The 25,100-nt window shown below is 46.5% G+C and carries 32 protein-coding genes, 1 pseudogene and 1 riboswitch; of the genes and pseudogenes, 15 read left to right on the forward strand and 18 right to left on the reverse strand.

Features of this window, described 5'->3' with window-relative positions; all coding sequences use genetic code 11:
* Positions 1-8: 8 nt before the first annotated feature.
* From NSQ39_RS14775 to NSQ39_RS14795, 5 genes are all read right to left on the reverse strand, one after another.
* Positions 9-983, reverse strand: a complete 975-nt coding sequence (locus NSQ39_RS14775) for a permease (RefSeq protein ID WP_046129331.1) — start codon at positions 981-983, stop codon at positions 9-11.
* The gene (locus NSQ39_RS14780) at positions 977-1,855 is read right to left on the reverse strand and encodes an ATP-binding cassette domain-containing protein (RefSeq protein ID WP_046129332.1); all 879 of its coding nucleotides are present in this window, start codon (positions 1,853-1,855) and stop codon (positions 977-979) included. Before NSQ39_RS14780 ends, NSQ39_RS14775 begins: the two co-directional genes overlap by 7 nt.
* Positions 1,848-2,240 (reverse strand): GntR family transcriptional regulator, encoded by a 393-nt coding sequence (locus NSQ39_RS14785; protein ID WP_046129333.1) that lies wholly within the window; start codon positions 2,238-2,240, stop codon positions 1,848-1,850. Before NSQ39_RS14785 ends, NSQ39_RS14780 begins: the two co-directional genes overlap by 8 nt.
* Before the next feature lie 47 nt (positions 2,241-2,287).
* Entirely contained in the window at positions 2,288-2,428 is a 141-nt protein-coding gene (locus NSQ39_RS14790) for a hypothetical protein (RefSeq protein WP_164918173.1), read from the reverse strand.
* Between the two features lie 114 nt (positions 2,429-2,542).
* Positions 2,543-2,821: a YtzC family protein gene (locus NSQ39_RS14795; protein ID WP_046129334.1), complete on the reverse strand. Its 279-nt coding sequence runs from the start codon at positions 2,819-2,821 to the stop codon at positions 2,543-2,545.
* A 154-nt stretch (positions 2,822-2,975) separates the two neighbouring features.
* On the opposite strand from NSQ39_RS14795, the gene NSQ39_RS14800 reads away from it, so the two are divergent.
* From NSQ39_RS14800 to gltP, 3 genes are all read left to right on the forward strand, one after another.
* Entirely contained in the window at positions 2,976-3,944 is a 969-nt protein-coding gene (locus NSQ39_RS14800) for a TIGR01212 family radical SAM protein (RefSeq protein ID WP_175076621.1), read from the forward strand.
* Positions 3,941-4,525, forward strand: a complete 585-nt coding sequence (locus tag NSQ39_RS14805) for a tRNA (mnm(5)s(2)U34)-methyltransferase (RefSeq protein ID WP_046129336.1) — start codon at positions 3,941-3,943, stop codon at positions 4,523-4,525. The genes NSQ39_RS14800 and NSQ39_RS14805 overlap by 4 nt, the downstream gene beginning before the upstream one ends.
* Positions 4,526-4,709: 184 nt before the next feature.
* On the forward strand, positions 4,710-5,960 hold the full coding sequence (gltP, locus tag NSQ39_RS14810; RefSeq protein WP_175076620.1) for a glutamate-aspartate/proton symporter GltP: 1,251 nt from the start codon (positions 4,710-4,712) through the stop codon (positions 5,958-5,960).
* 39 nt (positions 5,961-5,999) lie between these two features.
* On the opposite strand, the gene NSQ39_RS14815 is transcribed toward gltP, so the two are convergent.
* A complete protein-coding gene (locus NSQ39_RS14815; protein ID WP_046129338.1) occupies positions 6,000-7,079 on the reverse strand; it encodes a tetraprenyl-beta-curcumene synthase family protein in 1,080 nt (359 codons plus the stop codon).
* Between the two features lie 14 nt (positions 7,080-7,093).
* Positions 7,094-7,879: an alpha/beta hydrolase gene (locus NSQ39_RS14820; protein ID WP_046129339.1), complete on the reverse strand. Its 786-nt coding sequence runs from the start codon at positions 7,877-7,879 to the stop codon at positions 7,094-7,096.
* Between the two features lie 54 nt (positions 7,880-7,933).
* Here NSQ39_RS14820 and NSQ39_RS14825 point away from each other — a divergent pair, with 54 nt between their 5' ends.
* The 5 genes and pseudogenes from NSQ39_RS14825 to NSQ39_RS23125 all read left to right on the forward strand — a co-directional run bounded on the left by NSQ39_RS14825 (position 7,934) and on the right by NSQ39_RS23125 (position 10,342).
* A complete protein-coding gene (locus tag NSQ39_RS14825; RefSeq protein ID WP_046129340.1) occupies positions 7,934-8,452 on the forward strand; it encodes a gamma carbonic anhydrase in 519 nt (172 codons plus the stop codon).
* Positions 8,453-8,646: 194 nt separating this feature from the next.
* Complete coding sequence (locus NSQ39_RS14830; RefSeq protein ID WP_046129342.1) at positions 8,647-9,159, forward strand: phosphatase PAP2 family protein; 513 nt, start codon at positions 8,647-8,649, stop codon at positions 9,157-9,159.
* Between the two features lie 58 nt (positions 9,160-9,217).
* A pseudogene (locus NSQ39_RS23115) lies at positions 9,218-9,690 on the forward strand (glycosyltransferase); the annotation flags it as partial.
* 9 nt (positions 9,691-9,699) lie between these two features.
* Entirely contained in the window at positions 9,700-9,948 is a 249-nt protein-coding gene (locus tag NSQ39_RS23120) for a hypothetical protein (RefSeq protein ID WP_373688047.1), read from the forward strand.
* A gap of 19 nt (positions 9,949-9,967) precedes the next feature.
* Entirely contained in the window at positions 9,968-10,342 is a 375-nt protein-coding gene (locus NSQ39_RS23125; RefSeq protein WP_445662407.1) for a glycosyltransferase, read from the forward strand.
* A 45-nt stretch (positions 10,343-10,387) separates the two neighbouring features.
* On the opposite strand, the gene asnB is transcribed toward NSQ39_RS23125, so the two are convergent.
* Complete coding sequence (gene asnB / locus NSQ39_RS14840; protein WP_046131342.1) at positions 10,388-12,286, reverse strand: asparagine synthase (glutamine-hydrolyzing); 1,899 nt, start codon at positions 12,284-12,286, stop codon at positions 10,388-10,390.
* A gap of 220 nt (positions 12,287-12,506) precedes the next feature.
* Positions 12,507-13,709 carry a methionine adenosyltransferase gene (gene metK, locus NSQ39_RS14845; protein WP_046131343.1) on the reverse strand — a complete coding sequence of 401 codons (1,203 nt, stop codon included), beginning with the start codon at positions 13,707-13,709 and terminating at the stop codon, positions 12,507-12,509.
* Between the two features lie 309 nt (positions 13,710-14,018).
* Positions 14,019-14,149: riboswitch (SAM riboswitch) on the reverse strand.
* Between the two features lie 194 nt (positions 14,150-14,343).
* Here metK and pckA point away from each other — a divergent pair.
* Positions 14,344-15,927, forward strand: a complete 1,584-nt coding sequence (pckA, locus tag NSQ39_RS14850) for a phosphoenolpyruvate carboxykinase (ATP) (protein ID WP_341015718.1) — start codon at positions 14,344-14,346, stop codon at positions 15,925-15,927.
* Positions 15,928-15,968: 41 nt separating this feature from the next.
* Here pckA and NSQ39_RS14855 read toward each other — a convergent pair whose 3' ends face one another.
* Both NSQ39_RS14855 and NSQ39_RS14860 read right to left on the reverse strand, forming a co-directional pair.
* Positions 15,969-16,211 (reverse strand): DUF2584 domain-containing protein, encoded by a 243-nt coding sequence (locus NSQ39_RS14855; RefSeq protein WP_046131345.1) that lies wholly within the window; start codon positions 16,209-16,211, stop codon positions 15,969-15,971.
* A 54-nt stretch (positions 16,212-16,265) separates the two neighbouring features.
* Entirely contained in the window at positions 16,266-17,039 is a 774-nt protein-coding gene (locus tag NSQ39_RS14860; protein WP_046131346.1) for an alpha/beta hydrolase family protein, read from the reverse strand.
* A 145-nt stretch (positions 17,040-17,184) separates the two neighbouring features.
* Here NSQ39_RS14860 and NSQ39_RS14865 point away from each other — a divergent pair, with 145 nt between their 5' ends.
* Genes NSQ39_RS14865 through NSQ39_RS14875 form a run of 3 tightly spaced genes read left to right on the forward strand, consistent with a single transcriptional unit; the run spans position 17,185 to position 19,723 of the window.
* Positions 17,185-18,141 carry an ABC transporter substrate-binding protein gene (locus NSQ39_RS14865; RefSeq protein ID WP_236809779.1) on the forward strand — a complete coding sequence of 319 codons (957 nt, stop codon included), beginning with the start codon at positions 17,185-17,187 and terminating at the stop codon, positions 18,139-18,141.
* A 12-nt stretch (positions 18,142-18,153) separates the two neighbouring features.
* On the forward strand, positions 18,154-18,936 hold the full coding sequence (locus tag NSQ39_RS14870; RefSeq protein WP_175076616.1) for an ABC transporter ATP-binding protein: 783 nt from the start codon (positions 18,154-18,156) through the stop codon (positions 18,934-18,936).
* Positions 18,911-19,723, forward strand: coding sequence for an ABC transporter permease (locus NSQ39_RS14875; RefSeq protein WP_046131349.1), 813 nt, complete (start codon positions 18,911-18,913; stop codon positions 19,721-19,723). The genes NSQ39_RS14870 and NSQ39_RS14875 overlap by 26 nt, the downstream gene beginning before the upstream one ends.
* A gap of 31 nt (positions 19,724-19,754) precedes the next feature.
* Here the strand turns inward: NSQ39_RS14875 and ytkD are convergent, their stop codons facing one another.
* Entirely contained in the window at positions 19,755-20,231 is a 477-nt protein-coding gene (gene ytkD, locus NSQ39_RS14880) for an RNA deprotection pyrophosphohydrolase (RefSeq protein ID WP_046131350.1), read from the reverse strand.
* Positions 20,232-20,487: 256 nt separating this feature from the next.
* On the opposite strand from ytkD, the gene NSQ39_RS14885 reads away from it, so the two are divergent.
* Complete coding sequence (locus NSQ39_RS14885) at positions 20,488-21,294, forward strand: AIM24 family protein (protein ID WP_046131351.1); 807 nt, start codon at positions 20,488-20,490, stop codon at positions 21,292-21,294.
* A 46-nt stretch (positions 21,295-21,340) separates the two neighbouring features.
* Here NSQ39_RS14885 and NSQ39_RS14890 read toward each other — a convergent pair whose 3' ends face one another.
* The 3 genes from NSQ39_RS14890 to NSQ39_RS14900 form a co-directional block, all read right to left on the reverse strand.
* Complete coding sequence (locus NSQ39_RS14890) at positions 21,341-21,664, reverse strand: hypothetical protein (RefSeq protein ID WP_046131352.1); 324 nt, start codon at positions 21,662-21,664, stop codon at positions 21,341-21,343.
* Between the two features lie 49 nt (positions 21,665-21,713).
* Positions 21,714-22,118, reverse strand: coding sequence for a phage holin family protein (locus tag NSQ39_RS14895; RefSeq protein WP_046131353.1), 405 nt, complete (start codon positions 22,116-22,118; stop codon positions 21,714-21,716).
* Positions 22,119-22,264: 146 nt separating this feature from the next.
* Positions 22,265-22,702: a Dps family protein gene (locus tag NSQ39_RS14900; RefSeq protein WP_046131354.1), complete on the reverse strand. Its 438-nt coding sequence runs from the start codon at positions 22,700-22,702 to the stop codon at positions 22,265-22,267.
* A 134-nt stretch (positions 22,703-22,836) separates the two neighbouring features.
* Here NSQ39_RS14900 and ytzI point away from each other — a divergent pair, with 134 nt between their 5' ends.
* The gene (gene ytzI, locus NSQ39_RS14905) at positions 22,837-22,986 is read left to right on the forward strand and encodes a YtzI protein (RefSeq protein WP_099047069.1); all 150 of its coding nucleotides are present in this window, start codon (positions 22,837-22,839) and stop codon (positions 22,984-22,986) included.
* On the opposite strand, the gene NSQ39_RS14910 is transcribed toward ytzI, so the two are convergent.
* Entirely contained in the window at positions 22,980-23,426 is a 447-nt protein-coding gene (locus NSQ39_RS14910; protein WP_046131355.1) for a FixH family protein, read from the reverse strand. The two genes, ytzI and NSQ39_RS14910, sit on opposite strands and share 7 nt — an antisense overlap.
* Before the next feature lie 127 nt (positions 23,427-23,553).
* Positions 23,554-24,027: an S-ribosylhomocysteine lyase gene (locus tag NSQ39_RS14915; RefSeq protein WP_046131356.1), complete on the reverse strand. Its 474-nt coding sequence runs from the start codon at positions 24,025-24,027 to the stop codon at positions 23,554-23,556.
* 132 nt (positions 24,028-24,159) lie between these two features.
* Between NSQ39_RS14915 and yidD the strand changes: the two genes are divergently transcribed.
* Positions 24,160-24,387: a membrane protein insertion efficiency factor YidD gene (gene yidD, locus NSQ39_RS14920; protein ID WP_046131357.1), complete on the forward strand. Its 228-nt coding sequence runs from the start codon at positions 24,160-24,162 to the stop codon at positions 24,385-24,387.
* Here the strand turns inward: yidD and NSQ39_RS14925 are convergent.
* Positions 24,384-24,953: a beta-class carbonic anhydrase gene (locus tag NSQ39_RS14925; RefSeq protein WP_175076614.1), complete on the reverse strand. Its 570-nt coding sequence runs from the start codon at positions 24,951-24,953 to the stop codon at positions 24,384-24,386. The genes yidD and NSQ39_RS14925 overlap by 4 nt on opposite strands.
* Between the last annotated feature and the right edge of the window lie 147 nt (positions 24,954-25,100).

Raw genomic sequence — 25,100 nt, forward strand, 5'->3', positions numbered from 1 at the left:
TCCGCGGTTTACAGTCTCGTTTTTTTGAAAATCAAGAAGTAGCTGAGCAAAAATCCGACAACTGAGCCGATGATCATCCCTATGATGTAGCTTATAATGTTTTCTGAAGCGGCCAGGCCAAAACCGAAGATGCCGAATAAGATGACGAGAATCTGAATCGGTCTCTCCATCTGCCTCCATAAGAAAAAGTGTCCGTTTCTCTCAACCGGCTGTTTCAAAAAACAGAAATAGCCAATCACATAAAACAGAACGCCCATAATAAGCGGAATGAACATAACCAGCCTGTTTTCATCCAAAATGCCGAAATGATCGAGGTATATAATCGGTGTGATATAACCTAAAAAGTCCGAATCCATAAAAACACCGCTGTCAACTATTCCGAAAAAACGGAGAATAACCTGAATATTGGATATCGGAAGCCCGATGAGCAAATACGGCAGAATAGACGCCGAAAAAGCAACGACCAGCTGCCCCAATATGTTGCCTGTCATCGTCCCGGCCGCCATCACCAAAGAATAAACCATAAAACTGAAAAACATGGCGCCTATAAAAAGGACGTGAAAATTATGCACCTCCGGCTTCAGCACGGTGACCATCAAGTATGAGAGTAAGTACGATAATAATTGCGCTGACAAAAGAACAGATGCGCCAAACACAAACTTTGTCTGAAAAACCGTGACCCGCTTATAAGGAAGACTTAATGTGAAATCGAGCGTTCCTTTGCTCCGTTCAAAGCCCAACTGGCTGAGTGCAAGGATGACTCCCCCTATCCAAAACATCTGGACAAATGTTCCGGTTGGATATTCTATGACAAACTCGCACTGTAAATCTTTAAAGGCTTTTTGATCCTCCAGACACCCCTGATAAGATAAATAACCGTTCAATATTGTAAGCGGCTCGCTGAGCATAATGGCGGCAAAGACGATTAAAAAGAGCCATTGATGCTGCTTCCACTCTTTATAAAGCAATCCGCGGTCTACCATCTTCGCTTCCCTCCAAACTTCGCGATGAATACTTCCTCAAGGCTGACAGGAAGCTCGTTCCACACCTTAGGAGACAGGCTTTTGAGAAACTGCCTGCTTACATCGTCTCCTTTCGGAATGAGCACTGTATAAAACACGCCTGTATGGTCTAAAACAGGTATGTCTCTCTCCCTGATCTTTACATTGACGTCTTCTTCAAACGCCATTTGAATCTTGATGAAGTCTTCTTTCAGATCGTCAAGGTCCATGACGTTTGACAGCGTATTGTCTTCGAGAAAGCCGATCCGGTTGCACATCCGCTCTATATCTTCGAGCCTGTGGGATGTGATCAGAATGGTCGTATTGTGTTCGGCCACTTCATCGACCATCAGCTGAAGGACGTCATGCCTTGTGACAGCATCGATGCCGTCTGTCGGCTCATCAAGCAAAATGACGGCAGGGCGGATGGCAAATGACAAAATGAGCGACATTTGCTTTTTCAATCCTGTCGACAATTCCCGGTATTTTTTAGTTTCAGAAATCCCGTAGCGGTTCATTAATTCGTTTGCATATGTAACATCAAAGTCCGGATATATGCCGCGCAAAATCGCAACGAGCTGTTTGTAGCTGTATTTCTCAAAAAAAGGATTTTGCACCGGCATGTACATGATGTTTCGCTTTACCAACGGGTGATCCTTGATTTTAATGCTGTCGAATAAAATGTCTCCCTCGTCTGGAAGAAGAATCTGCTGGATAAGGCGAAGGAGCGTCGTTTTTCCCGAACCGTTTCTGCCGAGCAATCCGAATATTTCTCCTTCTTCGAGTTTTAAAGAAACGTCTTTGAGCACTTCTTTACCATCGATCGTTTTTGATACATGCTTTAACTCAATCATCTGCCGCGCCTCCTTTCACCTCTTCGCTGATTTCCGCGATCCATTCATATAGCTTCTGAATGTCGATTCCGGCGTAGTGTGCATCGATGATCAGCTGTTTTAACTGCTCTTTCATCATCGTGATCTTCCCTTCATCAAGCGTGACTTTCGCGTTTTCTGAAATGTATGTCCCTCTTCCACGCAACGTTTCGATAATCCCTTCGCGCTCAAGTTCTTTATAGGCTTTGCTTACCGTATTCGGATTTGCAATGATGATCGTCGCAAGCTCTCGGACAGAAGGAAGCTTATCTCCGGGTTTCATTATTCCTTTTAAACAAAGCTCTTTCATCTGCTGAATAATCTGCTCATAAATCGGAGTCGAGCTTCTCGGATCGATTTGGATCATCTATCTCCCTTCTTTCTCATTCAATCTCTTCAATTCATGGGGCCTCTTTAAATCTTCAGAAAAAACGCGCTCCCCATATTTTCCTGAAGCATAAAACCAAGCGTTGCAAGAACAAACAAGAAAGAGCAGGCGATGATAAACGCCAGTACAACCATTGGCTTCTGTGCTTTTTTATGTTTATCACTCATGAAAGAAAGCTCCTTTCAACTTGTGTATGAATTGTATTACTCGATGTAGTACACTTAATACAATAATTATACACAAATGATTTGTCAACAATTTTCCCAGAAAAAAAAGACCCTTTAAAAGGGCCTTTCATACGATCTCTCGAGGATCATATTATTTTGAAGGGCTTGCAGCTGAAGCCTTTTGCGGTAAATTTCCTCCCTTTGCTGTGGATTGGCAAACAGTGAGAGTTTATTTAAATCGTTGACTGCATTTTCAAGCATCAGCTGCGCATTGCTGTACTCTGTCTCATTGTAATGTTCCTGCTTGCTCGCAGTTTCAAATTGAGTCAAAGCATAATCGTAAGCATCATCGCTTCTTTGGATGTGTTCTCCGACGGATTGTCTTGTAGCCAAAGAAAACCCCTCCTTAATGGAAAAATTCCATCGCGTTTAGTTTTGCCCTATCCGCCCATGATCAATAAAGAAAATAATGGAGAAATGGATTTGTTCTCATCCGCATTATTTGCTACAATTTTAGGATGCCATCTACTACAAGGAGGAGCCTGATTTGCATCAGAACAACCCTTTTCCGTATACGAACAGCGAAAAACGATATCATACATGGAATTATCACTTAAGAAATCATTTCGGACACAAGGTCTTCAAGGTTGCCCTTGACGGCGGGTTTGACTGCCCGAATCGCGACGGCACGGTCGCACACGGGGGATGCACGTTTTGCAGTGCGGCCGGAAGCGGCGATTTTGCGGGAAATCGCGCAGACGATCTCATCACCCAATTTCATGAAATCCGGGACAGAATGCATGAAAAATGGAAAGACGGCAAATATATGGCCTATTTCCAGGCTTTTACGAATACGCACGCACCTGTCGACGTTCTCCGTGAAAAGTATGAAACCGTCCTCGGCCTTGACGGGGTTGTCGGACTCTCGATTGCGACGCGTCCTGACTGTCTGCCCGATGATGTCGTCGAATACCTTGCCGAGCTGAACGAACGGACATACCTTTGGGTGGAGCTCGGCCTGCAGACCGTTCATGAACGGACAGCCGCTTTAATTAATCGGGCCCATGATTACGAATGTTACGTCGAAGGCGTAAACAAGCTGAGAAAACACGGCATCAGGGTCTGTTCCCATATCATTAACGGCTTGCCGCTCGAGAACTACGATATGATGATAGAGACGGCAAAAGCCGTTGCCGATTTAGACGTACAGGGAATCAAAATCCACTTGCTTCACCTCTTAAAGGGAACACCGATGGTGAAGCAGTATGAGAAAGGCAAGCTGGCGTTTCTTTCCCAGGATGAGTATGTCAAGCTCGTCTGCGACCAGCTTGAAATTTTGCCGCCGGAAATGATCATCCACAGAATTACAGGCGACGGCCCCATCGAATTAATGGTCGGGCCGATGTGGAGCGTCAACAAATGGGAAGTGTTAAACGCCATTAACGGCGAGCTTGAAAAACGCGGCAGCTATCAAGGAAAATGGTACAAAAAAACGAAAGAGGAAGCCATGTCATGAAACTGAAGAAAATCCTTCCATATGCAAAAGAATTGCTGAAAACTGCCGCCGGGGAAGGCGACATCGTCATTGATGCGACAATGGGAAACGGTCATGACACATTCTTTTTGGCCGAGCTGGTCGGGGAGAGCGGCCATGTCTATGCCTTTGACATTCAAGAAGCGGCTCTTTTGAACACGGCCGAAAGGCTTGGAGTCGAGTATAAAGACCGGGTGACACTGATTCAAAAAAGCCATGATGAACTTATCGCTTCGCTTCCTGACGACGTCTCAGGCAAGGTGGCGGCAGCCGTGTTTAACCTCGGGTATCTTCCGGGAGGAGACAAATCGGTGACGACAAAAAGCGTGTCGACCATCGCCAGCATCAAACAGCTGCTCAACATCCTGAAAGATGAGGGCCTGATCGTGCTGGTCGTCTACCACGGCCATCCCGAAGGAAAGCGGGAAAAGGACGCCCTGCTCGAATTTTGCGCATCGCTCGACCAGGATACGGCCCGGGTCCTCTGCTACCAATATTTGAACCAGCGAAATGATCCGCCGTTTATCATTGCAATCGAAAAGAAAAAAGCGGTTCAAAAGTGATAGCCTGAAAATCCTCCGTTTGGAGGATTTTTTTCATTCAAACATAATGTAAGCGATATCAAAATAAAATATGAAACACTTTTTATTTCGGAATTTTCCAAAAAAAATATTAAAAAAATGGAGGTGGTTTTGCTCTTTGTCACGAAATTGTTGAAATCACACGTAAAAATACGGAGGGATTCGCTTGAAAAAATTTATCGCTTATCAAATTTTGATCGCACTCGCCATTGGAGCAGTGATCGGACACTTTTTCCCTGATTTCGGAATGGCGCTGCGCCCCGTCGGAGACGGATTTATCCGCCTGATCAAAATGATCGTCGTTCCGATCGTCTTTTCTACAATCGTCATCGGTGCGGCCGGAAGCGGAAGCATGAAAAAAATGGGCAGCCTCGGCATCAAGACGATTATTTGGTTTGAAGTGATCACGACCATCGTGCTCGGACTCGGGCTGCTGTTGGCCAATGTCCTAAAGCCCGGCATCGGCCTTGACCTCTCCCATTTGGCCAAAAAAGATATCGACGAGCTCTCGGGCTACACGGAAAAAGTAGTCGATCTTAAACAAATGATCCTCGATATTATTCCTACCAACATCGTTGACGTCATGGCCAGAAACGATCTGCTTGCCGTGATCTTCTTTGCGATACTGTTCGGCGTCGCAGCTGCCGGGATCGGCAAAGCCTCAGAACCTGTCATGACATTTTTTGAGTCTGTTGCCAATATCATGTTCAAGCTGACACAGATGGTAATGGTGACAGCCCCTATCGGCGTGCTTGCCCTTATGGCCGCATCTGTCGGCCAATACGGCATCGAGCTTCTGCTTCCTATGTTAAAATTGGTCGGCACCGTCTTTCTTGGACTGTTTATCGTTCTTTTTGTGCTGTTTCCGCTCGTCGGTCTTATTTTTAAAATTAAATATTTCGAAGTCCTGAAAATGATTTGGGATTTGTTTTTGATCGCGTTTTCCACGACAAGCACGGAAACGGTGCTGCCGCAGCTGATGGACCGCATGGAGAAATACGGCTGTCCGAAACGGGTCGTTTCCTTCGTGGTTCCTTCAGGCTTGTCGCTGAATTGTGACGGCTCCAGTCTGTATTTATCGGTCGCCTGTATCTTTTTGGCGCAGGCATTCAATATAGACATGAGCATATCGCAGCAATTGCTCATGATGCTTGTGCTTGTGATGACAAGCAAAGGGATCGCCGCCGTGCCATCGGGATCGCTCGTCGTCCTTCTGGCAACCGCTAACGCAGTCGGCCTTCCCGCTGAAGGAGTGGCGATTATCGCAGGCGTAGACCGCGTCATGGACATGGCGAGAACAGGCGTTAACGTCCCAGGTCATGCCGTTGCCTGCATTGTTGTATCAAAATGGGAAAAAAGCTTCCGGTATAATGAGCGCTTTGTGCTTGAAAAACAATATCGGACAGAAAGCCTATAAACATTAAAGCTCAAACCGATGACCGGTTTGAGCTTTTTATTACGAGCTTTTCATCCAAGGCATTTTTTGAATTTTGCGGTATGCCCTGCCGTTAATATAGAAAAAGAAAGACGTTTTGCCGCTCGCTTTGATCAATTTTTTCGCAAGCCGGCCGATTTCCTTCTGGCCCGCTACTTTGTCATCTGACAAATAAACGCCCAACAGGCCCCTGTTGATCAGGCGGTGAAAATTTTCATGCGGGATGCCGCGCAAATGCTCATCCGCCATTTCGATAAAATGCTCAAGCCTTTCCATCATTTCAGAATGTGACGAATAATAGGTGCAAAAGTTCAAGTCTCCGCCGATCAAATCTTCCTCTTGGTCGATCAAATAATCAAGCAAAATGTGCAATCCCTGTATGTACGGAAAATAGCTGTCGCGTATTTTTCCGGCCATCGCTTCTGTAAAGTCCGGCCGGACGGAATACGATACTAAACAAAAAATGCCGAGCGTCGAGCCTGCACACGCTGAAAATTCATACCATTCCATTTCAGGCAAAGCGGATTTGTATTTGTCGAACCAGGCCTCAAGCCGCGGCACGCGTTCGTGTTCAATGACGTGTTTATGGACTTGCAGGTCGCAGTAATAGCTGCAAAGCTCAAGCAGGTGCTCTTTGATCAAGCCGTAGTTTTCGATATCGGCCAGAACGTCCTGGCATGTTTTGACCAGCTCGTGCAAATAGCCGCAGTCTTCTTGATCTTCCCTGAACCGGTAATAGTTTTTCAGCTCCGCGCCGACAGTCAGCGCGTCTTTCATCGATTGGTGAAGCATGGCGAAATCGTCCGGATCAAGCGAAGTGCTGCGGTCGCATAAGTTATCAAGGTAGTCGCTTATCGTCTGATAGGCGGTAATAAACCGGATCGACTGCCTGATCTTCTCTCCTGAAAGAAGCGCCAATATGCCGCCTCCTTCACAGTGAAAGGTTTTTTGCCTGATGCTTGCCAACGCCTGCATTTTCAGCTCAGAGTTTTCAATGTTTTCTGCCTTCGTCCGCCATTTGTCTAATTCCTGATGGACGAGCGGAAAAACCTCTCTGTATACTTTTGCCATTAACCCTAACGGATGCTCCGGTACTGACAAAGAATGCACCTCCATTACGTGATATATTGATCTGCAAACGCTTTTGCCGCTTTAAAAACGTCCTCTCGTTCAGGCTCATTAAAGATCTCGTGATACAAGCCCTCCCATTCCCTGTATGCCTTATTTCGCGATGCAAGCTGATCAAACCATTTGACTGTCATTTTTTTATCGACGATCAAATCTGTGCCAGCCTGCATGACTAGCAAAGGGGTGTTGAGAAACGCGTCAGCCGGCTCCAGCGCGCTTTTCATTGCTTTTAATAGCTCTTGATACCATCTGACGGAAACTTTTGTAAAATACAACGGATCATTGTCGGCCATTTCGATGAGTTCTTTATTTCTCGTCGCTTTGTCGGGCGTAATGCCTGATTCGAACGAAAGGGACGGAGCTACGACATTCAGCCCTTTGGAGAGCACGTCCATCAATTTGTTCGGTTTTAGCTTTAATTGCAGCCCGAGACAAGGGGATGATAAAATGAGACCGTTAATGGCATTTTCGTGCTGCTTGAACCACTCAATTGCGACGAGTCCGCCCATGCTGTGCCCGAGGAGAAATACCGGCAGCCGGAACGATTTTGCCTTGTCAATCCATTTGTCTACTTCATCAATATATTCTTGAAACGAGCGTATATGCCCTCTTGCTCTTGTCGATGTGCCCTGTCCGGGCAGATCGTCCATGACGACATGGTATCCGGATGAACGCCACATTTCGGACAGCCATTTATACCGCCCGTGATGCTCACAGGCCCCATGGACAATGACGATTGAAGCAACAGGTCTTTCCGCTTCCACGCAAAACATGCTTGACCACCTCGCGCTATATTTTTAAAACACGTAAATGAAAGGATGGAACTCATGATTTACCCTTATAAAGATACCGAACCGCTCATTCATAAAACGGCGTTTATCGCCGACAACGCGTGCATCACCGGAGATGTTACGATCGGAGAGCACTCAAGCATCTGGTTTTCCTCCGTCATCCGCGGGGATGTTGCACCGGTCCGGATAGGAAAAGGCGTCAATATTCAAGACCTTTCTTGTCTGCATCAAAGCCCGAACCGCCCCCTCTTGATCGAGGATGGCGTGACGGTCGGCCATCAGGTCACATTGCATAGCGCAGTAATACGAAAGCATGCCCTTATCGGAATGGGATCGATTATCCTCGACGAAGCCGAGATCGGCGAAGGCGCTTTTATCGGCGCTGGAAGCCTTGTCCCGCCCGGGAAAAAGATCCCGCCGTTTCACCTTGCTTTCGGCAGGCCCGCCAAAGTCATTCGTCCGTTAACCGACAGTGACAAACAGGATATGGAAAGAATACGCAAAGAATACATTGAAAAAGGACAATACTACAAGTCCCTTCAACAAAAAGACTAGCTTTGCTACAACTTTACCATTTTTTTCGCCATAAATTAAGCAAAAACCTTTTTCTGCCGTCTGCAGCCTTAGCGCCAGCGGCTTTTTTTCGTTTCCGAAATCTTTACAAATACTTATCATTTGCTAAACATTCATTTTTTACAATAAAAGCGAGCTACCATTCGCCTAAGGGGGTTATTACGCTGAATAAACTGATGATCGGCATGTACAACTTTGAATGCAGAATTTTCCTCGGTATGAACAGCTTGTTCCATCAAAAAGCATTAAATCGTTATTTTCGCTCTTCTACCCATTTAGGGGGAGCTTTTTGTACCATTTTCGCTTCGCTTCTACTGATCGTGTTCGGCGAAGGAAATATTCGCCTTGCCGGAGCCGCCTCTGCACTTGCGCTCCTCGTCAGCCATCTGCAGGTCGTGCTCATCAAAAAGCTTTATCCGAGAAAGCGCCCGTATATGACGCTGAAACAGGCAAAGGTGCTGAACAATCCGTTGAAGGATCATTCCTTTCCATCCGGACATACGACAGCCGTATTTTCTGTAATTACACCGGTAATCGTATTCTTTCCGATACTGGCGCTTTTATTAATCCCAGCCGGAATCACAGTCGGCCTCTCAAGAATCTATCTGGGCCTTCACTATCCGTCAGACGTGCTGGCCGGCATGGTGCTTGGCGTCTCAGCCGGAATCATGTCATGTATGATCATGTGAGAACCGTTTCTTCCAGATTCAGCCAAATGTTAAAAACCAACCATCAGGAGGGGAAACGATGAAAATTGCGATTTTTACCGACACCTTTACGCCCGATGTCAACGGCTGCGCCAGAACGTTAAAGAGGTATACAGATTATCTGGAGAAAAAAGGAATTCCGTATAAAGTGTTTGCACCGGAAAGCACGCACGAAACACAGTTTTCAAGCAGCATCCGCCGTTTTGCAAGCTTGCCGTTCTTCCTTTCCCCCGAATGCCGGCTCGCACTCCCCAATCTCATCCAAATGAAAGCAGAGCTTCGTGAATTCAGGCCTGACCTCATCCATATCGCGACCCCGTTCAACATCGGCCTGGCGGGGCTGAAATACGCGAAAAATCGAATATCCCCCTGGTAGATTCGTATCATACTGACTTTGACCAGTACCTCGCCTATTATGACCTTCACATGTTTTCCAAGCTTTTATGGAAGTATATGCATTGGTTTCATAAATCTTTTCAAAAAATCTTTGTTCCTTCGCACGAAACACTGCGGCAGCTAAAGATGAGGCAGTTCAGAAATCTGTCCATTTGGAAGCGCGGCGTCGACTGCTCTTTATTCAATCCGGCATTTTGCACCGAAAAGGTGCGGGAGCAGTATGGAATAAAGGAAAAATATTTGCTCAGCTATGTCGGCAGGCTCGCACCTGAAAAAGACCTTGAGACGCTGCTTATGACTGCAGACCACCCAACATTGCAAAAGGATGTTCATTGGCTGATCGCCGGAGACGGCCCATTAAAAAAAAGAACTTGAAAAACGCGCTCCCGCCAACATGACCTTTGCCGGCTATGTCAAAGGCGAAGAGCTCACAAGCATTTATGCAAGCTCAGACTTGTTTGTGTTTCCTTCTCCGACGGAAACGTTCGGAAATGCGGCTCTTGAAGCGCTCGCGTGCGGAACGCCGGTGGTCGGGGCAGACTCCGGCGGCCTGAAAGACTTCATTCAGCACGGAAAGAACGGGTTTCTTGCAGAGCCGAAAAACCCTGAAGCCTTTGCCGCATACATTTTAAAAATCCTATCAAACGACGGATTGAAAAAACGGATGGGAGAAGATGCGCTCACACAATCGTGGGACGCCATTTTTGAAAGGCTCCTCTCCGAATGCGAAGGCGTACTAGCCGAATGTTCCGGAGAAAGGACGGCTTAAAAAAAGAAAAAGGTTTTCGATAAATCGAAAACCTTTTTCTTATGCTTATACGATAATGACTTCCTTCGGCTGATGGTTCAGCTCTTCAGGCACAAAGCGCTTTTCAACGAAAATGCTGTGCCAGATCATGAAGATGAGGACTGTCCAGATTTTGCGGCTGTTGTCCGCTTTGTTGGCGCAATGGTCTTCAAGAAGCTGCAGCACATAATCTTTATGAATATATGCATCTGTTTGACTCTCTTTAATAATGCCAACGGCCCAGTCATGCATTTCATTTTTCAGCCAGTGGCGGATCGGCACAGGGAAGCCCAGCTTTTTGCGGTTTAGCACGTGTTCAGGAACGATGCCTTCAGCCGCTTTTCTAAGCAGATACTTTGTCGTGCCGTTTTTCGTTTTGAGCTCTTCCGGAATTTTGGAAGCCGCTTCAAAGACGACTTTATCCAAGAACGGAACCCGGAGTTCAAGGGAATTGGCCATCGTCATTTTATCGGCTTTCAGCAAAATATCGCCGCGCAGCCACGTATGAATGTCGACATACTGCATTTTATTGATGTCGCTGTAAGACTTGCTTTCTTCAAAAAACGGCTTTGTCACATCACGGTATGTGATATGTTCGTCATATTGGCGAAGAAGCTTCGATTTCATGCCTTCTTCGAAAATCTTCGCATTGCCGATATATCTCTCTTCAAGAGGCGTGCATCCCCTCATTAAGAAGCTTTTCCCTTTCATGCCCTCAGGCATCGCGGACGCCACATAGAGAAGCATCTTTTTCAAAGGAGACGGAATCCGTTCGAACGGCTTTAATGACAGAGGCTCGCGGTAAATGTTATATCCGCCGAAAAGCTCATCAGCCCCTTCTCCGGACAAGACGACCGTCACTTGTTTTTTCGCTTCCTTAGCGACAAAATACAAAGGAATCGCCGCAGGATCTGCAAGCGGGTCATCCAGATGCCAGACGATCTTCGGAAGCTCGTTCATGTACTCTTCAGGCGAAATGACCGTGCTGAAGTTTTCCAGACCGAGCTTCTCGGCGGTCTCTTTCGCCACGTCGACTTCACTGAAGCCTTCATGTTCAAAACCGACCGAGAACGTTTTTAAATTTGGATGAAATTGCTTGGCAACGGACACGATAAAGGAAGAATCGATACCGCCTGAAAGGAATGAACCGACAGGCACGTCGCTTCTCATATGTACTTTCACGGAATCAAAAATGGCGTCCCTTACCTCTTGGACAAGCTTGTCCTCGTCCGTCTGCACAGGCTTAAATTGGACTTTCCAGTACGTTTTAAATTGAATGTCTTCATTCGGCCGGATCGTAAACTGCTGGCCCGGCTCCACTTTCTGCACCTTTTGATCTAGCGTTTCAGGTTCAGGAACAAATTGGAATGAAGCATACTGCTGAAGCGCCTTTTCATTAAATTCCACATCGGCGCTGACAGGCATCAAGCTTTTTCTCTCTGATGCGAAGTAGACATGTCCGTCCGTTTTCGTAAAATAGAGCGGTTTGATTCCAAACGGATCGCGCGCGCCGTACAGAAGCTGCTCTTGTTTATCCCAGATCAAAAATGCGAACATTCCCCGCAGCTTTGCTGCCGCTTCTTGTTTGTAATGGCGGTATGTCGCAAGAAGAACTTCCGTATCGGAATCAGTCTTAAATTCATAGCCTTTTGAGATCAGTTCTTCCTTAAGCTCTATATAGTTATAGATTTCTCCGTTAAAAATAATCCAGTATGAATCATCTTCATATGACAGAGGCTGTCCCCCGTTTTCCACATCGATGATGCTCAGTCTTCTAAATCCGAAGCCTACATGTTCATCATGATAATACCCATCATCGTCCGGACCGCGGTGTACAATCATTTCGTTCATTTGCTTAATTAATTCTTCCTGGGCTGCTGTCTCGGATGATGGGCGATGATTGAATACCCCTACAAATCCACACATAGTATTGCCTCCGATTGTTTAAGATTTCGAAGCAGACTGTATCTGCTGCTTTATTAGACATGTGTTTAAAGAAAAACGTTTCAAAAAACCTGAAAAATGTTCACATTAGAATCCTTGTTTTCTAACAAAAAACGATAGTCAATCTGGATATTTTTCAAGTTTCAAAACCCGCTTATTTTTGCCATCAAAAACAAAGCCGCTTGTGTAAGCGGCTATGCGATTATTCCCCTAACGCCTCTTTGCGCAATTGATCTGCTTTATCTGTGCGCTCCCAAGGCAGATCAAGATCAGGGCGTCCAAAATGTCCGTAAGCTGCCGTTTGTTTATAGATCGGACGGCGCAAGTCAAGCATTTTGATAATGCCGGCAGGTCTCAAATCAAAGTTTTTGCGAACCACGTCGATCAATTTCTCTTCGCTGGCTTTGCCGGTGCCGAACGTATTGACTGAAATGGATACAGGCTGTGCGACGCCGATCGCATAAGCAAGCTGCACTTCGCATGAATCAGCAAGCCCTGCTGCCACGATGTTTTTCGCCACATATCTCGCTGCATAAGCCGCGGATCTGTCGACTTTGGTCGCGTCTTTTCCGGAGAACGCTCCGCCGCCGTGGCGCGCGTATCCGCCGTATGTGTCAACAATGATTTTTCGTCCTGTCAAGCCTGCGTCGCCTTGCGGTCCTCCGATGACAAAGCGGCCTGTCGGGTTAATAAAATATTTTGTATTTTCATCGATCAGGTCTTGCGGAACAACCGGGTTAATCACATGTTCTTTCAGATTGCGCTGAATCTGTTCCAGCGAAATTTCCGGATGGTGCTGCGTAGAAATAACGATCGTATCGATGCGGACCGGTTTGTTATTCTCATCATATTCGACGGTCACCTGCGTCTTTCCGTCCGGGCGCAAGTATGGAAGAATTTCCTCTTTGCGAACTTCGGTCAAACGGCGGGACAGTTTGTGAGCAAGAGAAATCGGCAGAGGCATGAGCTCTTTTGTTTCATTGCACGCAAAACCGAACATCAGGCCTTGGTCACCGGCTCCGATCGCTTCGATTTCAGCGTCGCTCATCGCTCCTTCACGTGCTTCAAGCGCCTGGTCAACCCCCATCGCAATATCCGGAGACTGCTCATCTATCGACGTCAACACCGCGCACGTTTCTGCGTCAAAGCCGTATTTTGCGCGCGTGTATCCAATTTCTTTAATCGTTTCACGAACCGTTTTCGGGATATCCACGTACGTGGATGTCGTGATTTCACCGCTTACCAGCACCAAGCCGGTCGTCACAGATGTTTCGCATGCAACGCGGGCATTCGGATCTTTCTTTAAAATTTCGTCTAATATACTATCCGAAATCTGATCGCAAATTTTGTCCGGATGTCCCTCCGTAACTGACTCTGATGTAAATAACCGACGATTTTTGCTCATGTATGTTTCCTCCTGTATATGAAGATCAGCCGTGATCTTAAGGTATGATACGGAACTCGTCTCTCTTAATTATATGACGATACTCGGGCTTCATACTCTCTCGTCTGAAAGGCTTCGCTAATCGGGACGCCAAGCCGTCTATGGAAAGAGGCTTTTCCAGCGTCTCCTATTGCCCGGATACTCGGCCAAAACCTTTCACTTTTATGTGAAAAACGCCCAGTACCTTCCTCCTGAAGGCATGATTTTTTATGCAATAAAAAAACCTTTTCCTGTTCGCTGAGGAAAGGGTCTGGTAGTGCGTGCCTTTCACTCTTATCGCTCAAGGTATGTCAAAACCTTGCATCAGGTTAGCACCGTAGTTGTCTCGAAACTGTGATGATGAAGAGAAACCGGTTGCTGGGCTTCATTGGGCCTGTCCCTCCGCCAGCTCGGGATAAGAGTATCCGCTCAATGAAATATCTTATCTTAAAATGACTTGTCATGTCAATATAAGCAGAAATAAATTTGCACACCGTACATAAAGAAAAAACCCGCACGAAATTTGATAAACAGTATAGACTATAAGAACAAATGTGTTATACTAATTCTACATTAATGTTATACACATTAAATAACACGCAAAGGAAGGTTTTTTATGAACTCTGTAGATGCAACGAACGATTTGCAAACGTTATTGTCAGGCAAAAACGTTCAATTTAATTTATCCGTTCCCCATTTGGTTGAAAAGGTTCTTGAGCGGAAAGAGGGAATTTTGACATCATCCGGAGCCGTGCGCGCGACGACCGGTACATATACCGGCCGCTCTCCGAAAGACAAATTCATCGTAGAAGAAAAAAGCACAAAAGAGAAGATCGACTGGGGCGCGGTGAATCAGCCGATTTCGGAAGAAGCTTTTGACCGCCTTTACACAAAAGTCGTCAGCTATTTAAAGGAGCGCGAGGAACTGTTTGTATTTGAGGGGTTTGCGGGTGCAGACGAAAAATACCGGCTTCCGATTACTGTCGTCAACGAATTTGCGTGGCATAACCTGTTCGCAAGACAGCTGTTCATCAGACCTGACGGCCGCTCCCGGCAAGCGGCTGAAGAGCCTTTTACGATTCTTTCGGCGCCGAATTTCAAAGCCGATCCGCTGATCGACGGCACCAAATCGGAAACGTTCATCATCGTATCGTTTGAAAAGCGCACCATCTTAATCGGGGGCACAGAATACGCCGGAGAAATGAAAAAATCGATTTTCTCCATTATGAACTACCTTCTTCCCGAACGAAACATTTTGCCGATGCACTGTTCTGCCAACATTGGCGAAGAAGGCGGCACAGCCCTCTTCTTCGGCTTATCCGGGACGGGAAAAACGACGCTGTCCGCAGATCCGAACCGCAGGCTGATCGGAGACGATGAACACGGCTGGTCAAGTACGGGAATCTTCAATATTGAAGGCGGCTGCTATGCAAAATGCATACATTTAAGCGAAGAAAAAGAGCCGCAGATTTACCGGGCGATCCGCTTCGGCTCCGTCCTGGAAAATGTCGTTGTTGACGATGCGACCGGGGAGCCGGACTATGATGATGCATTTTATACGGAAAACACGAGAGCGGCCTATCCGATAGATGCGATCGATAACATCGTACTGCCAAGTATTGCAGGACATCCGCAGACGATTGTATTTTTAACGGCAGATGCGTTCGGCGTGCTGCCTCCGATCAGCAAGCTGACGAAAGAGCAGGCGATGTACCATTTCTTGAGCGGATATACGAGCAAGCTTGCCGGAACAGAACGCGGCATCACCTCTCCTGAAGCGACCTTCTCAACGTGCTTCGGTTCGCCGTTCCTTCCGCTTCCTGCTCACGTTTACGCGGAAATGCTCGGCAAGAAAATTGACGAACACGGTGTCAGCGTGTTCCTTGTCAACACAGGATGGACCGGCGGAGGCTACGGAGTCGGGGAAAGAATGAGCCTGGCTTACACGAGGGCAATGGTGCGCGCGGCAATCGAAGGGGATTTGGACAACGCCGAGATGAGAACGGACCGGATTTTCGGCCTGCATACGCCGATCCACGTTCCAGGCGTTCCTGACCAGGTGCTCGATCCGGCGAAGACGTGGGCGGATGAAAAGGAGTACGAAGAAAAAGCGAGCCAGTTGGCAAATGAGTTCAAAAAGAACTTCAAAAAGTTTTCCAATACGGGAGACCTCGAAAAAACGGGAGGCCCTCTAGTTTAACGATAAAGCCAAGGTCGCGGACAGCGCCTTGGCTTTTATGTTTAATTCGTCGAGTTTAAAGAAACGAGTCTATATGTTAAATGAGTGCGCCCTTCCGACCATTCCAGGCGCTCCGCATGGGCGGTTCCCGTCACATCGCCGTTCTTCGTCTTTTTGACTTCTATCGGCACATGAAGAGGGTAAACACGATAGCCTTCTTTTTCAAGTGTAAATACATTTTCCTCTACCCGCGTTTCTTTTCCTTTCGTGACGATCATCGTATTAAATTCAACAGGCATTCCCATCAGAAAATCCCCCTCCTTTTTATCTGTCAGCATTAGTTTACCATAACTTGTCCATTACCTGCTTTTCATCCATTGCGCAAGGTCCCTTACAATCCGCCTGTTCTCCTTGGGGGGAAAGTAATGGGTGAACTGATTGAAATACCATGTTTCGACCGGCTTTTTTTGACTGATCAATTCCCGTTCGAGGTGTCTCGCATGCTCAATCGAAACATTCTCATCCTTTGCACCGTGGATGAGCAGCACCGGCGCTTCGATGCTGCCGATTTTGTCAAACGGCGTCCTCCGCCCGTACGCTTCCGGCACTTTCTCCGGCGTACCTCCAATGACCCGTTTCATCATTCTCCGCAGGTCTTTGCGCTCGCGGTAAGTCAAGGCCATATCGCTGACCCCTCCCCAGGAAACGAATGAAGCGGCGGCAGATCCCATTTCTATCGCCGTTAAAATGCCCATGATCCCGCCTCTTGAAAACCCGAAAATGTGAACCCGCCGATCGTTCACAAGCTCGTGGTTCTGAAGAAGGCGAAAAGCGGCAAATGCATCTTCTCTATCGTCTCCGGCAAAATCTTCATTGCCCTCACCGCCCTGGTTTCCTCTGTAGTACGGCGCAAAGACGACAAACCCTTGCGAAGCAAATTGGACGATTCGTCCGGGCCTGACCATCCCGACATTTTTGATCCCGCCCCGCAAATACAAAAATCCGTCATAGCGGCCGGGAGCAGCCGGTTCAGCCAGCAGCCCCTTGACCTTGAGCCCCTGCGACAAATAGGTGACGGAAAACAGGCGAATCCGTTTATTCGGAGACGGGAACCTCCTTTTTTCTATCCACATGTATGGCTCACCTCTGATAATCCGCAGTCGTCCCTCACACCTGTTTTGCATTTAACATAAACTATTTTATGCCGAAAGCAACCGAAATTAAAGGAGGGAAATCGGTTTGAAGCGTTTCTTTTTTAACATATTATCCTTCACCCTGATGCTGTTTATCCTCGCTTCCTGCAGCGGAGTCAAAACCGAAAAAGTCCGGCTTGCGGAAGTGACCCGTTCCGTTTTCTACACGCCTTTATATATCGCCATCTCCGAAGGTTTTTTTAAGGAAGAGGGTTTGGATGTCGAACTGAAAACGACGTGGGGCGGCGATAAAACGATGACGGCCCTCTTGTCGAACGGCGCCGATATCGCGCTTGTCGGCTCTGAAACTTCCATTTATGTCAATGCCCAAGGCGCAAGCGACCCCGCCGTCAATTTTGCCCAGCTAACCCAAACGGACGGAACGTTCCTCGTCGCCCGCAAAAAAGCGGATAACTTTAGCTGGAAAGAGCTGAAAGGAAAAACCTTTCTCGGACAGCGCAAAGGCGGAATGCCCCAAATGGCCGGAGAGTTTGTCTTAAAACAGAAGGGCATTGACCCGAAACATGATATCGATTTAATCCAAACGATTGATTTTGCGAATATTCCAAACAGCTTCGCTTCCGGAACAGGTGACTACGTTCAGCTTTTCGAACCCCAGGCCTCCATTTTTGAAAAAGAAGGCATCGGCCGCATTGTCGCCTCCTTCGGCAAAGAATCGGGCCGCATTCCCTATACGACATTTATGGCAAAACAAAGCTATTTAAAGAAAAACGAAAAAACGGCGGAAAAATTCACCCGGGCGATCTACAAAGCGCAGCAATGGGTCGGGTCGCACTCTTCAAAAGAAGCCGCGCAGAGCATCCAGGACCAGTTTTTTAAAGATACGGAACCTTCGATCCTTGAATCGTCGATCGAACGGTATAAACAGCAAAAGTCCTTTGCACACGATCCGATTTTGGATGAAGAGGAATGGAATCAGCTTCAAACCATTATGGATGAAGCCGGCGAACTGCCAAAACGCACCTCCCATCACGAACTGGTCAATACAAAGATCGCCGAAAAGGTCACAAAAAATCACTAGGAGGTGGCCGCATTGTCTTTTTTGCAAGTTCAGGACGTCACACATACTTATTTTTCCCTGAAAGAAAAAACGGCAGCGCTCGAAAATATCAGCTTTGAAGCGGAAAAGGGCGAATTCGTTTCCTTTCTCGGCCCGAGCGGCTGCGGCAAAACGACGCTGCTGTCAATCATCGCAGGCATCGTGTCTCCCACAGCAGGACGCGTATTGATTGAAAACCGCAAACCCGGCGAAAAAGACCTGCAAATCGGCTACATGCTGCAGCAGGATTATTTATTTCCCTGGAAAACCATTGAGGAAAACGTCTTAATCGGCTTGCATATTTCCAACAAGCTGACCCCTGAGACGGAAAAAAGCGCTTTGGAGCTGCTGGAAAAGCTCGGACTTTACCATGTCGAAAAAAAATATCCGAAGGAGCTTTCAGGCGGCATGAGACAGAGAGCCGCGCTCGCCCGCACCCTTGCCGTCAACCCGGATATCCTTCTTTTGGATGAACCCTTTTCAGCTCTTGACTATCAGACAAAACTGAACCTTGAAGATTTGGTATTCAACACATTAAAGACCTATCAAAAAACAGCCGTTCTCGTCACCCATGATATCGGCGAGGCGATTGCGATGAGCGACCGGATTTTGCTGTTTTCAAAACAGCCCGGGACGATTCATAAAACCTTTGCCGTCCCTGATTCCCTAAAAGGAATGACACCTTTTGAAGCAAGGCAGGAGCCGGATTTTCAATCCCTTTTTCAGAACATATGGAAGGAGCTCAATCACCTTGAACAACATCGGGCAGAAAGTTGATGTCCTTCATCAGGAGTTTTTAAAACAGCAGCAGGCGGAAAAAAGGCGGGTCCGTTTTTATCAAGCTGCGATCTTTATCATTTTTTTCGCGCTCTGGGAAACGGCCAGCCGATTGGCATGGATCGATCCGCTCATCTTCAGCTCCCCTTCGGCCGTCTGGGCGCTTTTCCTTGAGAAAATGGGAGACGGTTCATTGCCCGGGCACATCGGTGTCACAGTATTTGAAACGATTCTCGGCTTTCTCTTCGGGACTTTGCTCGGGACGTTTCTGGCCGCTCTTTTATGGTGGTTCCCGCGCCTTTCCAAAATATTGGACCCGTATCTCGTCGTCCTTAATGCGATGCCCAAGGTCGCGCTTGGCCCGATCCTCATCGTCGCCATCGGCCCGAGTCTTTCGAGCATCATCGCCATGGGCGCCATCATCAGCGTGATCATTACCACAATCGTCGTCTATACATCCTTTCAGGAAATCGACGAAAATTATATAAAAGTCATGAAAACGTTTGGGGCCACAAAAAGCGAAATCTTCAAAGAGGTGCTTCTTCCTGCATCGATTCCGACAATCATTTCTGCTTTGAAAGTAAATGTCGGGCTGAGCTGGGTCGGGGTCATCGTCGGGGAATTTTTAGTATCGGCACAAGGTCTGGGCTATATGATCATTTACGGGTTCCAGGTCTTTAATTTCACGCTCGTGATGCTGAGCCTTTTGATTATCGCCGTCTTTGCAACGATCATGTACCAGTGCGTCGAGCTGTTAGAGAAGAAATTGATGAAGGGAAGAGCATAAATATCGAAAAAGCCCCGGGTAAGCGGGGCTTTTATTTGATCATGCCGTCTTTTTTCAGCTTCTCAAGGCTGATTTTCAGGACGGAGTCTTTCATAATAAAGCTGTATTTTCTGTTTTTTACTATATCCTCCGGCAGATCGTCCATTAAAACAGGACCTTTCGTCTCATAGTACGTTTCCTGTTTTTCAATTTTATCAATCTCGGCAAAGTAAATATTTTTGATTATCACTTTTTCCCTGCCGAGGACTTTATATTGCCCGATATATGTCAGCTTTTTCACATCGGCTCCCGTCTCCTCTTTCACTTCACGCAGCGCTGCTTCCTCGGCATTTTCAAAAGGCTCTACTTTGCCGCCGGGGAACTCGTATCCTCTGTCCTGGTGATCCGTTAAAAGCCACTGATTTTGATAGCGGCAGATCACCCACACATGCTTTGGCGCTTGTGAAAAGGGATGATTTTCAAAGGAGAGCTGAACCGTGTTCCGGTAAAAGTCTTTAAATTCGTACATCATGATCCCTCTAATCCGTTTCCTTGCTTCTTCAACTCATCATATCACATATCCGCTTTTTCTGTAGTGCTTTTGTACATTTGCAAGCTGTAAATTTTCATTTTATTGTTTCACAAAAGGGCGCTCTCTAAAACACCGTATTTGGAAGCAAAAAAATCGGATGGGATAGAAACCTTCTGCATGAGCTCTGCGTGTTTATAGTGATGCGATAGTTTCATAAATTGCTAGCTTCAGACAAGCAAGGAGTTGTCATATATTGAGTTTTCATTTTGATACAGAACAAGAATTAACACTGAAAGCAGAAGGAAGCGGACGTTTTTTTGCGAAGAAAGGCGCGATGATCGCCGATCAGGGCCAATTGAAATACAGCAAACGGCTGCTCGGGACAAACCAGGGAAATATCGTCAAGCAGGTATTCAATCATTTAAGCAGAAAATTGACCGGGGAAAATCTCGAAATGATGGAAGTAACCGGCCGCGGAGTCTGCTATTTAGCCGATCAAGGCGAGCATGTCACGGTGATTAACCTGGAGCCGAACGGAATTTGGCAGAGCGTTTCTGTGGAAAGCGAGGATCTGCTCGCGTTTACAGAAGACTGCCATTACGGTGTTACGCCCGTCGGCGTCGGCGTTTTATCCCAAAAAGGACTGTTCACTTCAAAGCTTACATATAACGGAACAGGTGCACAAGTGGCCGTTAAAACGGCAGGCAACCCGCTCGTTCTTGAAAGTCCGTGCCGCGTCGATCCGGATGCAATCGTCGCTTGGACGGGACCGGCTCCAAAGGTGACGTTGGATGTGAACTGGAAAACGGTCATCGGGCAGACTTCAGGAGAATCGTATATGTTTGAATTTCAACAGCCGGGACAGATCGTGATCGTTCAGCCGTTTGAAAGACAATCGGGGCTCAAGGTGGGGCTTGACGATAATCGCTACAAGGCGGAGACGCAAAACAGCGCATGGCAGAATACACGCCAGGGCTTGACGAACCAGCCGGAGCATCATGGTCAAGATCAGGGCGGACTCGGCGGTATCGTAGGCAGCATTTTAAATAACAGAAGATAACTGCACGATGAAAAACCCCTTCTTTATCTTAAGAAGAGGTTTTTCTTTAATCAGCGGATTTCATGTCACAAAGGCCGTTCTCGCTGATAAATGTTTTCGCTTCTTCATTGCCGAGGCGATAAAGCATCTGATAAATATTCCGGCGAAGTTCGTCCATTTTATCATTTGAGCTGTCATAATGGTATTCGACAGCCGGCACGTGCGCCCGGAAAAAGTTGATCCAATCCTCGGAGTAGAGCTGGTCAAAATATTCCCTTAACAGAATGACATCTTCATCGGTTGCCGAAATTTGAAATTCCCAGGGAGATGCGCCGGGATGCTGCGAAATCATTCCATCTTGAACAGAAATATAGTATGTCCTTTTTTCCAAAGCCAATCATCCCTTTTTCCCGTTAGTATTGCCTGTTGCTTCTAAAAAGTTACCGTTTTCGGCGCAGTTTATTTTTAACGAATTCATGAATTTCCAGCAAAAACTGAGGAACCGGTATTCCCAGCGCATGAGCCGTGCCGACGATCAGAAATGTCTCATACAAAATATAAAAGACGATCGAAAAATCGCGGATTGAACTATCCGTCTGAAGCAGCTGGTCAAAAAAGTGCGCCACAGATATAAGAAAAAGCGTGACAAATTTATTCGCAAGCCTTGTAAACAAGCTCTTGACCGTGAATTGATCGTTCACGCATTCGTTTAAACTGTTACTGACAAACTCAATCCCCATTAACGTAATTAATATTAAAAATAAATATTCGATTGCACCAAACAAAAATCCGAAAAGTGAAAACCAGATTGAAAATAGCGAAAAGATGCCTAAGTCTCTGTTCATGCGCTTCAACATCCTTTCAAAAAAAGACTTTTCATAGCTTATCCTATGAAAAGCGGCTTTGAAAGGCTTGGATGAATTGTTTGACAATTTATAAAAAAGGCTTTAAAACGAACAAAAAAGACCGGGCATCAGCCCGGGTCCATCCATTATCCCAAATACGCCTTCAGCATCCAGTTGTGCTTTTCGATCGTTTGATGAATGGCGAGAAGCATGTCTCCCGTCGTTTCATCATTCACTTCATCGGCAAGCTCCATTCCGCTTTTCAGCTCTTCGGCCACCGTCAAAAAGTCATCATGAATATTTTGCACCATCTGTTCTGCAGTCTCTCCGCCGTCAGCTTCTTTGATCGATGAGATTTCAAGGCACTCCTTCATCGTTCCGACCGGAGAGCCTTGCATGGCCAGCAGGCGTTCAGCCAAATCGTCTATATATTGGGCGGCTTCCGTATACAGCTCTTCAAACTTTTCGTGCAGCGTAAAGAAATCTTTGCCTTTCACATACCAGTGATAATTATGTAGCTTGACGTATAGGACAGTCCAGTTTGCAACTTGTTTGTTAACCGCTGTTTTCAATTTTTCCGACATCTCTTATCGTCCTCCTTTTGATTCACTTATGGTTTACCCGTTTAGCTTGTACAGAAAACATTTCTTTTACTCTTGATCATGATTTCCGTTTCCTTATATGGTAAACTATTGTAAAAAGAACACGGAGGTTTTTTATGATCTTCTGGATTGTTGCAGGCTTTTTGATTACAGGCATTGTACTGGCATTATCACTGGTCACGACATCAAAAGCGTACGACTTTCAGCATCGAATCGACCCCCCTCCGCCAAACCGCCGGATAGAGGAAGAACGGCCTGATCAATGATGATGGCCGCTTTCTTCTTCCTCATCGTTCCCCGCCTGATCCTTTGCAGAACCGACTTTCACTTCCGTTACCGGCATCGTATGCTGCTTCTTAGCCGTGACATGGACCTGAACTTTATAAAGCCCGTCTTCCGGAAATGCTTTTGAAATGCTGTAGACCCCTTTTCCTTCATTCTTCGCTTTCTCAAGCTCGCTTTTCTCTTTGCCTCCGGACTTCCAAACTTCAAACTCGACTTCATCAGCATCTGCCACAGGCTCGTCCCCGTAAAGCACGGACGCTTTAATGACAGCCTTTTCATTTTTGTCCGCATGCTCAGGCGCCGTAAGCTTTGCGGTCAACAGCTTTGGCTCCTGTTCTGTTGATGCCGGTTTATCCGCCTGACCGCAGGCTGACAGGCCGGCCGTTAAAACAAAGAGTATGACCCATTTACCTAAACGCATCCCTATCACCCTTTTTTAAATATGATATATCACATATTCAAGTGTAGCAAAGTTCCGGCATTTATGGCATTATTTTCTTTGTGGACAAATGAAAAACACCGGCACAAGAACCGGTGTTTGAAAGGCATTATCCAAATACCTTTAATAAATATTCCTTATTTTGCGAAAGCCAAAAGCGCATCATGCGTTTTGCACCTTCCAGATCGTGAAGCTTCGCCTGGCCGCACTGCGTTTCGTTTGCAGCCGGAATTTCCGTCACTTCGACTGCTTCCTTAAACGTGTCTTCAAGCAAATCGACGATTTCTTCAGCAGTCGGCTCACCGCTTACGACAAGGTAGTAGCCCGTCTGACAGCCCATCGGCGACACGTCGATAATATCGAAATGGTCGTATTTTTCCGCGTAAGTGCGGATCGTAAATGCAAGCAGGTGCTCCAGTGTATGAATGGTATCAGGCTTCATCGCCTGTTTATTCGGCTGGCAAAAGCGGATGTCAAACTTGTTGACGACGCCGTCCGTTCCGACTTTGTGAACGCCGCAATGTCTGACATAAGGCGCTTTAACTGCATTATGATCAAGTTCAAAACTTTCTACTGAAGGCATGTTTCTTCTCTCCCCTCTATCGGTCTTTTTTTATTATATCACACTTTACCGATATGTTTTTAGGTAAATGCTTTTTCGTTTTGTACGCTTTTTTCTTATATTATAATATGAAGAAAAAAAGGTGCTGAAAACATGAAAACTCTGTTCCTGCTGATCATCCGCACGTATCAAAAATGGATATCGCCCATTTTGCCGCCATCCTGCCGCTTTTATCCGACCTGCTCAAATTACGGGCTGGAAGCGATTGAGAAACACGGCGCCCTCAAAGGAGGCTGGCTGACCGTCAAGCGCATTTTGAAATGTCATCCGTTCCATCCCGGCGGCGTTGATCCAGTACCTGAAAAAAAGCAAAAAGATTAGCGCTCTTCCTTATAGCCGTTGACAACAAGGTCAAGTCTGCCCGTTTCCGGATCGATGACAAGCCCGTGCACAGGAACGTCTTCCGGCAAAAGCGGATGGTTTCTTATAACGTTGACACTGTCTTTGACGCTGGCTTCTACAGATTCGAAGCTTTTCAGCCACTGTTCAAAATCGACGCCTGAATACTCAAGCGTTTGAATCCGTTCTTTCGGAATGCCGCGCTTGACTACCTTGTCCAAAAAGCTTTCGGATTTCAACTTGCTCATCCCGCAGTCATGATGGCCGATAACACAGACCTCGTCGGCATTCAATTCATAAACAGCGACAAGGATGCTTCTCATAATGCTTCCAAAAGGATGGGCGACAAGGGCGCCCGCGCTTTTGACGATCTTGACGTCGCCGTTGCGCATGTTCATCGCGTGCGGCAGAAGCTCAACAAGCCTTGTGTCCATGCAAGAGAGGATGACCATTTTTTTGTCAGGATATTTGCTTGTTTCATACTTTTTATAATCCCCGCGTTCAACAAACTGTTTGTTAAACTGTAGAATATTGTCCAAAAGTTTCATGATCCAGTTCCTTTCTAAACAATGTTTTATATTTAAATATACCATACAATTTCAATTTCTTTCATCCATCAAAGCGTTTCCGGTTTTAATCCGATTTTTTCTTTTATTTTCCCTCTTTTCAAATCGTAATAATTACGATACAATGAT

This window comes from Bacillus sp. FSL W8-0848, from assembly GCF_038007805.1.
GTDB classification, from domain to species: domain Bacteria; phylum Bacillota; class Bacilli; order Bacillales; family Bacillaceae; genus Bacillus; species Bacillus glycinifermentans.